Below are 12,095 nucleotides of genomic sequence, written 5' to 3'. Positions count from 1 at the left end.
TTCGGCGATCCGGGCGACGCCCTGGTCGCGGGCGAGGGGATCGAAAGCGTCCTGACGCTGCGCATGCTGTTCCCCGGCCTGTCCATGGTCGCGGCTCTGTCCGCCGGGCATCTCGGGGCGTTCGCGCTTCCGCCGGGTTTGATTCGTCTTTACATCGCCCTCGAGCCTGATCCCGCCGGGGAAGCGGCGTTCGAGCGTCTCGCGGATCGCGCGGGGCATCGCCGTGCATCCGCTTCTCAGCCACGGCATCGATCCGAACGCGGACCTTCAGGCCTTCGGTCCCGCCGCCACCGCCGCGCGGTTCACCCGGCAACTGGCCCCGGCCGACCGGGACAGGGTCCGTGCGGCCTGATCCTCCGTCATGGGGCACCAGAGGCCCCGCCCGCGTCCTTTCCAGAGGGGGATCTGCCGGAGGTCGGGCAGCGCCGCAAGGTCGCGTTCCGCGTCCTCCTCCACTGCGTTCCGGCCCGTTCGGGTGCGGCCCCGCCCTCATGGCCTCCGGCGGGTGATCCCCGGAAAGGCCGCGATGGGCGCGGCCAACAGCCCCAGACCGGAGGATCACCATGACCGACCAGACCCTGCTTACCCTCGACGCCGAACCGGACCACGCCATCTCGCCGACCGCGCACCTGCTGGAGGAACTCCAGACCCACGGCATCCGGCCGTTTCAGGACGAGCCGGACCCGAGACCGCTGCCCGACGACGACACCGCCCGCATCGCTGTCTCATCCGCCTTCGACATGCTCTCCGACCTCTTCACCGACACGCGGCTCGAGGACGATGTCTCCGATCTTCTCTGGTCCATGGTCGGCGCGTTTCACCGCCGCGTCGAGGCCTTCGACCGTGACCTCGACACCAACGAGCAGGACCAGCGCCGCAGCCAGCGCGAACAGGACGGCTCCGAGATCCGCTCCGTCGAACTCGAGCGCCTCACCGCCGAAGGGCTCGGGCTGATCGAGCGCCGCAACGCCTTCGAGGCGATGCGCGAGCACGCCGCCGACAGCTTCGAGGCTCTGACCGGCTCCCCGTGGCGGCCCCGGTCCGGATCGCGGGTCAATCGCCAGGCCATGACCGCCGCCGTCATCGACAGTCGCGACTTCATCAACGTCCGGCGGCTCAAGGACACCCAGGTCCTGCTGCCACCTGGTCCCTGCATCGCCTTCGCCGGAGGGACCGCGTGCAACGACCATCACCGCATCTGGGCGGTCCTCGACAAAGCCCACGCCCGGCACTCCGACATGGTCCTGCTGCACGGCGGCTCTCCCAACGGGGCCGAGTGCATCGCGGCCTGCTGGGCCGACAAGCACGGCGTGCCCCAGGTGGTCTTCAAGCCCGACTGGACCGCCCACGGCAAGGCGGCCCCGTTCCGGCGCAACGACCGTCTGCTGGAGGCCATGCCCATCGGCCTGATCGTCTTTCCCGGGTCCGGCATCACCGACAATCTGGCCGACAAAGCCCGCAAGATGGGCGTTCCCGTCTGGCGTCATGGTGACGGCGGGGCATAAGCCCCGCTTCATCCCGCCGTGCTCTGCGAGGCACCGCGATATGCTGCTACATCCGGAGATTGCAAGCTTCTGGAGTGCTGAAGATCCTCTATCGGCTCAATTATCCTTCAGAACCAAAGGCTTTAGACGGCTTCAAAGATCCTTGTTTCCTTTTTTGGGCCCTCTCTTAATGTTTTAATAATACTTATGATTGTATACTATAGATATAGTCCATGAACAAGAAGGTTTGCATCATGAAAATCCGAATTCAGGGGGAGATGAGCCTGAGCGACATTGAACGAGCCATCGTCGAGACCTTCTCTGAACTCGAGGAGGACTACAGAGTTCGCTACTCGCAGGGAGCCACCGTCTACATCAATCCGACCAACGGCTTCGGTCATGACGTCAAGCCGCTGACGGACGATGGGCACGAACTCGTCTGCCTGTCGTCCAAGGGGCCGACCCGCTCCGCCGCCGAAGAATACAACCTACTGTAGGAGGGCCGCCATGCAGAAAGAGACCATACGAAAACCCACTTACCTTGACTTTGACGGCGCGCGCGATGTTCTGGCGGAGATGGGCGTGCCCCTGAACGACCGCCAAATCCGCCGTGCCGCCGAAAAGGACGCCTACGGAAACCGCAAGCTGCCCTTCTTCGTCGATCCAATCGACGGACGGCTGAAAATAGAACGCAGCGCCTTGATTCGAACCTACTACAAGGCTCAGATGGAAGCCGAGCAGCATTTAAGGCTGTAAAACTATTAAAGTGGGCTTGATTTGACAGAGTCCTTTATTTATTATGATTTTATCATGTCGGATATTCGCAAGAGAGACGGAAATAAAGGCGTTACCTATCAGGTCCGTTACTCCAGTGCCGGGACCAAAACCGGCTATGCCTACAAGACCTTCCGGACGATGAAAGAGGCTCGGGCATTCCGCGAGAGCGTCGGCGCCATGCCAAAGGGGTTCGTCGCCGACATCGTGGACGTGCCCGCCGCCGTCACGACCTGGCTGAATACCTGTGAGAAGATCGGGCGCGATGGCCGGGAGACGGTGGAGCCGGAGACCCTCAAGGAGTACCGCCGCCGCGCGCGCGTCATGACGGACTATGACTGGTCCAAGCCGTTGCAGGACCTCATGCCGAAGGACGTCATTCAGTTCCGGGACTGGCTGCTGGAAAACCAGACCCGGGATATGGCTCGCCGGACGCTGTCGTCCTTCCATTCTGTGCTGATCGAAATGAAGCATCGGGGCGAATTGCGCCATGATCCCGCCGTCGGGATCTCCATCAAGTCCGGCGGTCGGCATGAAGAGCATGAAGGCGAGGTGCAGATCCCGACGGACGATGAAATGAAGCTGATTCTGCAAGCCGCTGACCGCCTGTCCACCAAGGACCCCTTTTTGGCCCGGTGCTGGGCGCGGTCGCGGACCATGATCTATCTCGCTGCGTTCACCGGCATGCGGCCCTCGGAGTATCGCGGGCTGACCTGGGCCAACGTGCTCGAGGATCGGGTCCAGGTGCGCCAGCGCGCGGACATCTCCGGCCGCCTCGGGCCTGTCAAATCCCGCGCCGCGCGCCGCGATATCTTCGTTCCCCAGTTCGTGCTCGACATGCTCGCTGAGTGGCGAACGAAGTGCCCAGCGTCCGAGGATGATCTCGTCTTTCCGACGGACAGCGGCAAACCAATCCTGGCCGCGAACTTCTTCAAGGGAGCGTGGCGCCCGCTGATGCGCGAGGCGGGCATGATGGTGAGAACCCAAGGCGGAAAAGAAGACACCCGCTACACTCTCTACTGCCTGCGTCACTATTTCGCCAGCAAGCTGATCGAGAAGGGGCGGGACCTCAAATTCATCCAAACCGTGATGGGGCATTCCCGGATCGAGATCACGCTCAATGTCTATGGACACTTGATTCGGGGCAAGGAAGACGAGTATAAAAACATTGCAGAAGAGATGTTTTCCGAAATTGTCCAAAATTGATGTGGCAAATCTGTGGCGAAAAGCTTATAAGCCGCAGAAATCCTACGTTTTATAACAGCTTCCCAAGCTAAGTGTCGAGGGTTCGATTCCCTTCACCCGCTCCAAAACAAAATCAAAGACTTAGCCTAGAATTAAGGTAAGAAATCTCCCAAATCCCAAATACCTGCCACAAGTCGCCACACTGAATGACATCTCCAGAACACTTGGGAATCTGCCATTCTCTGTTTCGCTCTTTTTTGCCTTGTGGCGAATTTGTGGCGAGATCTGATGTCGCAAGGGCTCTTCGACGTTGATTCGAAGAGCCCTTGTTTGGTCGTTGCTATGGCTGTTTCCGGCTGGCGGTGGTCTTCCCGGTGGCGTGACGTCCGATGAAGCTGTCGAGGGCCGCCTGCGCGCGTTTGACGTCTCCGATGGTCAGATGGTCCCCGGTGTCGCGCGGTCTGGCCTCTGGGAGGATCTCGCTGTCCCTCTTGATTCGGAACAGCAGGAGCAGCACCAGCGGCATCAGGTCCAGTGCCAGCCCCCCGGCCCAGAGCGGCAGAATGGATAGGCCGTGAACCCACACCGCCTCGACGGTGCTGATCCGGTGGAACTTCGGCACCTCTGGGACCGGCCAGCGCCCCAGTTCGGCGGATCGGCTCGCCACAGGTTTTGCCACAGCCTGGGTGATCTCCATCAGCTTGAGGACGGCGTCCGCCTGAGCTTCGGCGACCGATGCTGATCGCGCGGACGGGGCCATCGTCGTCTCCGCCGTGGCCAGACGCTCAAGATCGCGGGACAGGGCTCCCGCCAGTTCGAGGCTGTTCAGGCTGATCAGGACACTGCGCATCCGGTCGCTTTCGGCGGCAAAGCGACCCAGCCGCTCGGGCACGCCGGTTTCGGATTCGGCGATGGCCCGCATCTCCTGAAGGTGTCCGCGCGCCCGCTCCGCAAGCGCCGCCCCGTCCGCCAGACCTTCGTCCAGCGTCTGCCGAAGGGTGCGCATCTGCGCGGCGGCGGCCATGGCCGCCGTGTACACGGTGCCCCGACCGGGATGGCCCGACAGCGCGCCCCGCGTGGCCTCCGCCTGTGCCCAGTCCTCCAGGTCGGAGGCGCCGGTCATCAGGTTCGCGCGCACTTCCGCCGCCTTTGAAAGCCGGGCTTCGGACTCGCCGAGCGTCGTCTCGAACTGTCCGACCGCCGCGAACATGGCCGCTTGCTGGGCATTCGCCCCGCCGATGGCCACCACGTTCAGACACGACGACAGGAACACGATGAACATCAGCCCGAGCAGCAGCGCCGCGAGCCCTTTGGCCAGATGCTTGCCGCCGGGCAGGTGCGGCACGAGGTGCAGGGCATGCTTCCACAGCGCGAACCCCGCCGTTCCCGAGCCGAGCGCGAACGCGGCGGCGCTCAGGCGTTCCATGGTGTCGGAGCCGTTGGACCCCAGGGCGGATTCGACGCCGAGATAGGTGAACAATCCCGTCACCACCATCATCAGCACCAGCGGCCCGTCGATGTACTTCACCTGCTTGCGCATGTATTCGCTGAGATCTTCCATGCCGGTCTCTCCGCTGACGGCTTAACCCCAGACCACGTGCGCCGCGAGGATCGCGAGGACCCCGGCGGCGAGCAGTTCCATGGGATGACGGATCACGAAGGCCCCGGCGGGACCGGATCCGGTGACGATCTGGACCGCCAGTCCGGCGATCCAGCCCACCAGGCTGAAAACCAGCCCGATGATGATTCCAAGCAAACCCCACATGAGCGAGCCCTCCTGTTCCGTGCTTCGGAGGCCTGAGTATCGCCCGGCCCGGCCCTGCGGATTCCTCGCGCCGGAAAAACACGCCCCGTTCGGCGGAACCATGTTTGGCGATGCAATGCACCAGAGAAGCCGAACGATTTTTCACGCTCCGGCGTCCTGAGATCCGTTTTTCACGAGCCGAGATCAGTTTTCAGGAACGGTGAGCCAGGATGCAAAAAAAAGGGCTGCCGGGACGCCTGATCGCGTCCCGGCCGACCGAGTGAATTTCGCGAGGAATGGGTGAGGTGGCGTTCAGATTTCGTCGTCGACCGGTTGGTCGGCATATTGCTGGTGCGGATTGCCGATGGCTGCGCTCTCCGCGCCCGGTGCCGTGACCATGAAGCACCCGTTCAGCCGGTCGAGCAGGGCACGCGCGCGGACCTCGCCATGGACGTTGGCGATGACGATGGCCTGCTGGGCATAGCGCAGCACCACGTGATAGCTCTCCCGCAAGTGTCGGCGCGGTTTTTTCTGGAGGGCCTGCGCCCGCCGCAGGCTCCGGTGCGGTTCCAGTTCGAAACGCAGCGGGACGTGGCGCGCGTACCGCCGCCACCCGAACAGCCCCAGAACCCGGACGTCACGGGGCGTCAGTTCGATGACCGTGGCGCTGGTGAACAGGATGCGCAGGATCCACTTGATCGGCCAATATGCCAGAACCGCAGCCAGGAGGACGCCGAACACGGCTTCTTCGGCGGTGTGGCCCGGTGGCGGTTCGAACGCGGCGTAGACCATGACCGCCAGGGCGTAGACCTTGAACACCATCATGATCCCGGCGATCAGGCCCTCGCCGAGCGGCGTGCCGTAGAAGGGAATGAGTCGCCAGGACGTCACGCCCTTCGGATCGCCGAAGGCGCGGTAGCCGACCGTCCCCGGATAGCGCGGGAAGAGTGGTTCGGCGCGCAAAGGCAGAAAAAACATAGCGGGCAAACTCCGCAATGAGGGATGGACGCCGCCCCTTCAAACGTCTGGATTTGGCGGGCGGCTCTTCCTATCGTGGCTCGAAACCCCGCGCCGGATTCCTCGCGGACCGACATTCCGGTGCGATCCGCCCCGTGTGACCGAGGGACCCCGATGCCTCCCGCGCCGCCCGTGCTACCCATTCCCGTGCCCGACACGCCTTTGATGGAATCATTTTTGGCCGCCGAACTGCTGGCCTGGCTGGTGTACCGCAAACGCCATGGCAAGCGGTTCAGCGCTTTTAAGATGGCCGAAGAGATCGTGCTGCGGGTTGATCGTCCCAACATCATTGGCCCCGACACGATCCGCCGGATGCTGCGCTTCGATGTCGTTCAGCACCCGCTGCCCGAGACGCTTTCGGCGGTCGCCGCGTATCTGGTCGATCAGGGATGGATCCGCGAGGCCGATCTTCGGAAGGTCGCGGACGCCGATTTTTCTCATTGGGCCGCTCGACACACGGCGGAGATGAAAGCCGCAAACCGGGACTTTGCCTCTTTGGTGCAAGGCGAATACCGGACGTTCCGGATTGCTGGGCGCACTGTGTTCGAGACCCGGCTGACGCTCGGTCTCGAGAATCCGGAAAAGCACGCGAACCCCCGGCTTCTCGCCGCCCACCGGATCATCGCACATCGTATCGAGGATAAGGCGCTCCTGATTTCACAGATCGCGGGCTTTCACAGGACCCACCATGATCGCATCGACGACCTGCTTGTCCAGAGCCGCTCGGAGCGCGCCGAGCCCACAAAGATTTTCTATGGCAGCATGTTCGCCAATTCTCACATCGCCTTTGTGACGGCCATGGGGTGGGGCAACCATGGCAGCAGCATGGTCTTCGCCGTGCAACGGGTCCTGTACGATCAGGAATTCCCGGGCGCCTTGATCGGGCAGCGGACGGAGACCTGGACACCGGGCTACGTGGCGGACTTTCCGTCGATGGACGCATTGGAGAAGCCGAAGCAGCCGAAGCCGGATGATCTGGAACCCACGCTCGAAAGTGTGTTCGATGTCAGCGCGGAGACGCTGGTCCTGATTCGCCGCGCGGCGCTGGCCCTGACGCGCCCGTACCCGAAGCGCGACAAGCCGTCCGAACAGAGCGAGGCGACGGACGAAGACCGGCCGAAAGCACTCGGCTTCACCGCCCTCGGCAGTGCCGACGAAGACCGTATGCTCGAAATCGCAGAGCAAAACGAGCAGGAGGTGCGGGCCGTCGAAGCGTATTTCGCCTCCGACGACCACACACCCACCGAAAAGCTCCGCATGGCCATCGACTGTTTCGAGCAGGATGAAGGCGTCAAGGCCATTGAGGCGGGCGCAGACGTGAACGCGCTTCACCCGCGAACGGGTGAACCGCTGGTTTTCAGCGCCGCCGCCTGGACCATGGAAACGGTGCTCCGCGCCATGCTGGCTAGCAGACGCCTCGACCTCACCGTCCGCGACCGGAACGGCGCGCTCCCCAGCCGCCGGATCACCGACCCGGACCTGTTCGAGGTCTTTGTCGACGCCGAATTCGTGCAGCACGAGGAGAAGGGGCTCGACCCGAGGTCCCGTGTGACACAAGTCACCTGATCGGGGTTGACTGAAGTCCCAGTTCCCGTGCCGCGAAGTGCTCCCGCCCCGGGCTTTGCTCGTCGTAGTATTCGACCCGCTGGAGGACCATGGGCCGGTGTCCGCCCCACAGAACCAACTGGCGCCGGGCCGGATCGTCGCGGGAGAAGGTGCGCTCCAGTTCGTCGGGGGTCATGAGGGGGTGCAGTTCCGGCCCCGCCGACATTCCGGACCGGCCGGTTTCCGCGTCCTTGCTGCCCACGTCCGCCGCCCGGCCGACGATCACCGGCGTGCGACCGAGCTTTCGCGACAAAACGTCGCAGGTGGTCGTGTCCACAAGGCCGAAGGCCTGCCAGATACCCGCGTTCGCGGCGAAGGACTCCCAGCGTTTGCCGTACAGGTCCACACCCTGGTTCCAGTCCTGAAGAACGATCCAGAGCTTCAGGCCAAACCCCGCGACCTGCCCGATGGCCATCTCCAGTTGGCGCATGCGCCCAAGGACCGGGAACTCGTCGAGGCACACGAGCAGGGACGGCCTATGAGGCGGGGCCGCCGTGGTCTCCGCCATGTCCAGTAGCTGGTTCAGGAGAACCCGCAGCCAGCGGCTGTAGCTGGCCATGGCCCCGGCGGGCAGGCAAAGATAGACGGTGACCCCCGCCGGGTCCCCCTTCAGGTCCGCGAGATCGAAATCATGCCCGGTCAGAACGCGGCGTAGCGTCGAATACCCGAGCAGCCGCGTGTGCCGCCGCGCGGTTGAGAGCACGCTGTCCATCTCGTTCGGACTCTTGTCGTAAAAGTCCCGCGCCCCCGCCTCGATGGCGTCCGCGAGATCCTCCATGGCCGCGTCGGCACGCAGGGTGCGGGCGTGGTCGAGCAGCTCCCGCAACAGGGCGGTCTCGTCCCCGCCGTCCTCCGCGGCCGTGGCCCGGGTCAGAAGCCGCCGCACCTCGACCAGCGTCCGCCGCCCCTTGAGCGCCGGGGCCGTGGCGACATACAGAATCAGCGTGGAGATGAAGGCCCCGGCGGCCTCGTCCCAGTGAGGGTCTTTTTCCTGTCCCGTGGTCAGCGCGAGGCCGTCCGTGATCCGGTCGGCGTCCTCAATCAGCGTCGGGCTGTCCCGGCGCAGAACGCGGAGCGGATTGTAGGCCGCGCGGAACCGGGCAACCGCCGGATCGCACCGACCGTACGGGTCCAGAATGCGGACCTTCTGCCCCATCCCCGCGCGGATCGCGGCCGTCCGGTTGGCGAGGTGCCCCTTCGGGTCGATGACAAGAACCGAACCTCTATAGAAGTACAGATTGGACGTCACGGTGACGGACTTGCCCGCCCGCGTCCCGCCCAGAATCATCGCGTGGCGCGGATCGTCGATGCCGATAAGCCGCTCGCCAATCCGCCCGACCAGCAGGCTGTTGCCCGGATCGGAGGGGGTGTAGGTCAGGCGCCCGCTGGCGAGAATGCGCGCCCAGGATTGCCAGTGCGCTTCCGGGATCCGGTGCTCACGCGGCGGCACATGCGGCAGCCCGCGCAAAACACCCCGGGCGAGGGCGGTCTGGTCCGGGTCCGATGCAAAGGGCGTGCTCATGGTCCGGGCTCCTGTCGCGGTGAAGGCGCCCTCAGTGTGCCCGCGCCTGCGGCCCGAAATTCCTCGCGCGCCCGGCTCATCGGCTCAATTCGCTGGAATGGACACGTCAATGCCGTCCGGTTCTGGAGAACTTCCCAAGGCCAAAGGACGTTATGTCGCCTCCGGGGTGTCCCTTGATCTGGCCGAGGAGCTGGCCCGCCGGGCAGGGATTCCGTTCGACCGCGCGGAAGCCGCCGCGCTGAGTGGGCATCTGTACGAAACCTGTTTCGCCGCCATCGTGAAGGCGCTCGGGCTCGATCCGGACGCCGTCGCGTTCAGCCCCGAGGTCTTCGGGCTGACGAAGACCTTCATCGTCGCGGACCCGGATGGTGGCGCGGCGGCCGGGCGGATCCTGTTCGACGAGACGTTCGATCTGTGGCTGTTCGCGCTCTCGCACTACAGTACCATCGCCGCCTTCGCGCCCATCGACGACGCGGGCTTCTTCTCCCTGCTGGAGAAGATGAAGCGGGGCCTGCTGTTGCTGGCCAGGCCGACAACGCGGCCCCGGGTGCTGGAGGACCTGCGCCCCGAACTCGAAACCCACCCTGAGTGCCTGAACGTTTCCGGTGGCATGGCGCGCGCCCTGATGGTGTTCGTGCTGTGCCACGAGATCGCGCACGGGCGGCTCGGTCATCTCGACCAGCCCGAAGGGCCGGAGATCGAATTGGAGGCCGACCGGGAAGCCGCCCGGATGTTCTTGGCCATCGTCGCCCGGGGCGAGGCGCTGCGTCACTCTCCCATCTACATCGATCCCAAGCTCACGGGTGTGCCCGTGATCCTGCCGCGCTGGCTGGCCCTGTTCGAGCAGCGCGTGGAAGCCCTGACCGGCAGGCCCGCCGAGCGTGCCGGGCATCCGGACCCCGACCGCCGCGCCGAGGCCACCGCCGTTCTCCTGCGTCCCCGGATGGGCGAGACCGCCACCGTGCTCTTGAACGCGCTGGAAAGCGGGATCGACGATTTCCACCGGGCCATGGCCGCCGGGCACTGACCCAGGGCGCGTGGACACGCCAAGTCCGCCGCGTTGCCGTTGCCGGACGGCGCATATCCGGGCTTTTGCCGCGCCCCGTCCTGTCCGGGATTGGGGCCGTTTTGGATCGTGTTTGGCGTGGACACGCCAGCGGTCTCCCCGTGATGCGCAATCCGGGCCGATGACCATTCCAACCATCCTTTGCCCACAGCCGATAGCCGCCGACCGGAACTGCCTCCGGCGGCGGGTCAATGGCCTGCCCGCTCCGTTCGCCCGCCCGCCTTCGCTGCGCTTCGGGGCCGGGCTCCCGTGTTGGCCATGACCCGGTCCCGGTTCGGACGGCTGACCGGCGGGCAAGGCTGGAATGGTCCGGCCAGAATTTAACACGGAAAGGAACCCTGTCATGACCACGAACACAAACCCCAACGCCAACACGACCCCCGACACTCAGGCATCCGGTGGCAATGGCCGCCGCAGCCCGAACCCGCCCGACTTCATCGCCAAGCAGCGGATCGGGTACGGCAAAGGCGCGACCTGGGAACGGATCGGCGTCGCATGGGAGACGGAGAGCGGCGCGATCTACCTCCGCATCCACGGAACCCAGATCCTCAGCGGGGGCATCTCGCTCTTCCGGGAAGACCGCGAGACCGAGGCAAGCGAACCGACCGAGGCGGGGGCATAAACCCCCTCCCCATCACGCCCGGGAGCCGGTCGCATCGTCGACCGGCTCCAGCGCGACCATGTGGTCGGCGCAGATCAGCGTCACCCCGTGCCGGGCGCGGGCAATCAGACCGCAGACCGGACAGACATACTTGAACCAGCGCCCGCCCCGGGCCGACGGGACGGGCATCGCGTCCGCGTCCACTCGCGCTGACCACGGGATGGCGAAGCCCGTTTCGGCGAGGTCCGACAGGGCGCGCGCGAACGGACCGCCCGCGATCACCCACTGTCCCATCCTCTCCCCGGTCTCCTTGCCGCCCGGGGCTCCGGTGGTGCTCGGATGCAGGCCGATGGCCTTCATCTTCGCCGCCCATTCCCGGTTGTGATAGCGGGCACGCCCCGGTTTGCCATACGCCCGTTGCCAGAGATGCGTCATGTCATGGGCAAGCTGGGCCAGCGGTCCCTCCAGGGTGCCCCCGTCGAACAAGACCGGGTTCAGCGCGATTTCGTCGGCCACCGTGCCGTCGATCCGCTCGAACGGGGCTGGCCTGTACAGCCCCGGACAGCCGGGCCGCCGGTGCAGGGTGACAAGCCCGTTCGGCAGCGTGCCGCCGAACAGGCGTCGGTTCAGGTGGTCGTAGGCCGCCTGCAACGCCGTGTAGGTCTCCGCCGTCGGGGCCGGGACCGCCCGTTCCGGTGTTTCTAAAGGAGAATCCGCGTGTCGGTCTGTCATGTCCATTCCAAAGCCTCCCGTCCGAATGCCCTCGAACGGTGACTGTTCCATGACCCGCTGGCCGGAATTCCTCGCCTGTTTCGGCTCCCGGTCGGCTCCGCCACGCTCCGGCGGGCTCCCAACCCCCTGTCAAACCGCGCGACTCCGCTTCGGCATCGCGCTGCTCCGGCATGATCCGGAGACCTCCGCATGGGTCCGTGGAAATTAGGTGAAGGCTGCGAAAGTGGTGTAAAATAAAAGGGTTATGGTGGAAGGGTGTAACCGGGGCAAAAGTGCGGGCGGTGGCTGCGTCGCGACTCACATTTGGTTGCGCGAACTTGCGGTTCGTGATTCGCTGCGGGCATGGTCAAGCCGCCGTTCGACAT

13 protein-coding genes and 1 pseudogene are annotated in these 12,095 nt (G+C 64.9%); 9 read left to right on the top strand and 5 right to left on the bottom strand.

The features are described from left to right. Nucleotides 1–63 precede the first annotated feature (63 nt). From BLS85_RS19565 to BLS85_RS18190, 6 genes and pseudogenes are all read left to right on the top strand, one after another. Nucleotides 64–159 (top strand): annotated as a pseudogene (locus BLS85_RS19565) (hypothetical protein); the annotation flags it as partial. Between the two features lie 64 nt (nucleotides 160–223). Beyond that, nucleotides 224–352, top strand: a complete 129-nt coding sequence (locus BLS85_RS19685; protein WP_281242589.1) for a hypothetical protein — start codon at nucleotides 224–226, stop codon at nucleotides 350–352. Nucleotides 353–563: 211 nt separating this feature from the next. Further along, nucleotides 564–1,505: a DUF2493 domain-containing protein gene (locus tag BLS85_RS18205; RefSeq protein ID WP_092788156.1), complete on the top strand. Its 942-nt coding sequence runs from the start codon at nucleotides 564–566 to the stop codon at nucleotides 1,503–1,505. A 233-nt stretch (nucleotides 1,506–1,738) separates the two neighbouring features. Continuing rightward, nucleotides 1,739–1,981, top strand: coding sequence for a hypothetical protein (locus BLS85_RS18200; protein ID WP_143027268.1), 243 nt, complete (start codon nucleotides 1,739–1,741; stop codon nucleotides 1,979–1,981). Nucleotides 1,982–1,991: 10 nt separating this feature from the next. Then, nucleotides 1,992–2,240, top strand: coding sequence for a hypothetical protein (locus BLS85_RS18195; protein WP_218128511.1), 249 nt, complete (start codon nucleotides 1,992–1,994; stop codon nucleotides 2,238–2,240). Between the two features lie 54 nt (nucleotides 2,241–2,294). Further along, nucleotides 2,295–3,464 carry a tyrosine-type recombinase/integrase gene (locus BLS85_RS18190; protein WP_092788154.1) on the top strand — a complete coding sequence of 390 codons (1,170 nt, stop codon included), beginning with the start codon at nucleotides 2,295–2,297 and terminating at the stop codon, nucleotides 3,462–3,464. Nucleotides 3,465–3,783: 319 nt separating this feature from the next. Here the strand turns inward: BLS85_RS18190 and BLS85_RS18185 are convergent, their stop codons facing one another. From BLS85_RS18185 to BLS85_RS18175, 3 genes are all read right to left on the bottom strand, one after another. After that, nucleotides 3,784–5,004, bottom strand: a complete 1,221-nt coding sequence (locus tag BLS85_RS18185; RefSeq protein WP_092788153.1) for a hypothetical protein — start codon at nucleotides 5,002–5,004, stop codon at nucleotides 3,784–3,786. Nucleotides 5,005–5,025: 21 nt separating this feature from the next. Further along, complete coding sequence (locus BLS85_RS18180; RefSeq protein WP_092788152.1) at nucleotides 5,026–5,208, bottom strand: hypothetical protein; 183 nt, start codon at nucleotides 5,206–5,208, stop codon at nucleotides 5,026–5,028. Nucleotides 5,209–5,499: 291 nt separating this feature from the next. Next, on the bottom strand, nucleotides 5,500–6,165 hold the full coding sequence (locus BLS85_RS18175; RefSeq protein ID WP_092788151.1) for a hypothetical protein: 666 nt from the start codon (nucleotides 6,163–6,165) through the stop codon (nucleotides 5,500–5,502). Nucleotides 6,166–6,318: 153 nt separating this feature from the next. On the opposite strand from BLS85_RS18175, the gene BLS85_RS18170 reads away from it, so the two are divergent. Then, the gene (locus tag BLS85_RS18170; protein WP_143027267.1) at nucleotides 6,319–7,770 is read left to right on the top strand and encodes a hypothetical protein; all 1,452 of its coding nucleotides are present in this window, start codon (nucleotides 6,319–6,321) and stop codon (nucleotides 7,768–7,770) included. On the opposite strand, the gene BLS85_RS18165 is transcribed toward BLS85_RS18170, so the two are convergent. Beyond that, the gene (locus tag BLS85_RS18165; RefSeq protein ID WP_092788149.1) at nucleotides 7,763–9,331 is read right to left on the bottom strand and encodes a type IV secretory system conjugative DNA transfer family protein; all 1,569 of its coding nucleotides are present in this window, start codon (nucleotides 9,329–9,331) and stop codon (nucleotides 7,763–7,765) included. The two genes, BLS85_RS18170 and BLS85_RS18165, sit on opposite strands and share 8 nt — an antisense overlap. A gap of 109 nt (nucleotides 9,332–9,440) precedes the next feature. Here BLS85_RS18165 and BLS85_RS18160 point away from each other — a divergent pair, with 109 nt between their 5' ends. Further along, entirely contained in the window at nucleotides 9,441–10,358 is a 918-nt protein-coding gene (locus BLS85_RS18160) for a M48 family metalloprotease (RefSeq protein WP_092788148.1), read from the top strand. A 382-nt stretch (nucleotides 10,359–10,740) separates the two neighbouring features. Next, nucleotides 10,741–11,019 carry a hypothetical protein gene (locus BLS85_RS18155; protein WP_092788147.1) on the top strand — a complete coding sequence of 93 codons (279 nt, stop codon included), beginning with the start codon at nucleotides 10,741–10,743 and terminating at the stop codon, nucleotides 11,017–11,019. 12 nt (nucleotides 11,020–11,031) lie between these two features. Here BLS85_RS18155 and BLS85_RS18150 read toward each other — a convergent pair whose 3' ends face one another. Continuing rightward, nucleotides 11,032–11,736 carry a sprT domain-containing protein gene (locus BLS85_RS18150; protein ID WP_218128509.1) on the bottom strand — a complete coding sequence of 235 codons (705 nt, stop codon included), beginning with the start codon at nucleotides 11,734–11,736 and terminating at the stop codon, nucleotides 11,032–11,034. Nucleotides 11,737–12,095: the final 359 nt, after the last annotated feature.

This window comes from Rhodospira trueperi (assembly GCF_900101965.1).
GTDB classification, from domain to species: domain Bacteria; phylum Pseudomonadota; class Alphaproteobacteria; order Rhodospirillales; family Rhodospirillaceae; genus Rhodospira; species Rhodospira trueperi.
This window is presented reverse-complemented; position numbering and strand designations above follow the sequence as displayed.

What these genes read in the sequence shown, in the direction of transcription:
- BLS85_RS18205 (WP_092788156.1), top strand. Translation starts at nt 564, where the DNA reads ATGACCGACCAGACCCTGCTTACCCTCGACGCCGAACCGGACCACGCC.
- BLS85_RS18200 (WP_143027268.1), top strand. Translation starts at nt 1,739, where the DNA reads ATGAAAATCCGAATTCAGGGGGAGATGAGCCTGAGCGACATTGAACGA.
- BLS85_RS18195 (WP_218128511.1), top strand. Translation starts at nt 1,992, where the DNA reads ATGCAGAAAGAGACCATACGAAAACCCACTTACCTTGACTTTGACGGC.
- BLS85_RS18190 (WP_092788154.1), top strand. Translation starts at nt 2,295, where the DNA reads ATGTCGGATATTCGCAAGAGAGACGGAAATAAAGGCGTTACCTATCAG.
- BLS85_RS18185 (WP_092788153.1), bottom strand. Translation starts at nt 5,004, where the DNA reads ATGGAAGATCTCAGCGAATACATGCGCAAGCAGGTGAAGTACATCGAC.
- BLS85_RS18180 (WP_092788152.1), bottom strand. Translation starts at nt 5,208, where the DNA reads ATGTGGGGTTTGCTTGGAATCATCATCGGGCTGGTTTTCAGCCTGGTG.
- BLS85_RS18175 (WP_092788151.1), bottom strand. Translation starts at nt 6,165, where the DNA reads ATGTTTTTTCTGCCTTTGCGCGCCGAACCACTCTTCCCGCGCTATCCG.
- BLS85_RS18170 (WP_143027267.1), top strand. Translation starts at nt 6,319, where the DNA reads ATGCCTCCCGCGCCGCCCGTGCTACCCATTCCCGTGCCCGACACGCCT.
- BLS85_RS18165 (WP_092788149.1), bottom strand. Translation starts at nt 9,331, where the DNA reads ATGAGCACGCCCTTTGCATCGGACCCGGACCAGACCGCCCTCGCCCGG.
- BLS85_RS18160 (WP_092788148.1), top strand. Translation starts at nt 9,441, where the DNA reads ATGCCGTCCGGTTCTGGAGAACTTCCCAAGGCCAAAGGACGTTATGTC.
- BLS85_RS18155 (WP_092788147.1), top strand. Translation starts at nt 10,741, where the DNA reads ATGACCACGAACACAAACCCCAACGCCAACACGACCCCCGACACTCAG.
- BLS85_RS18150 (WP_218128509.1), bottom strand. Translation starts at nt 11,736, where the DNA reads ATGGACATGACAGACCGACACGCGGATTCTCCTTTAGAAACACCGGAA.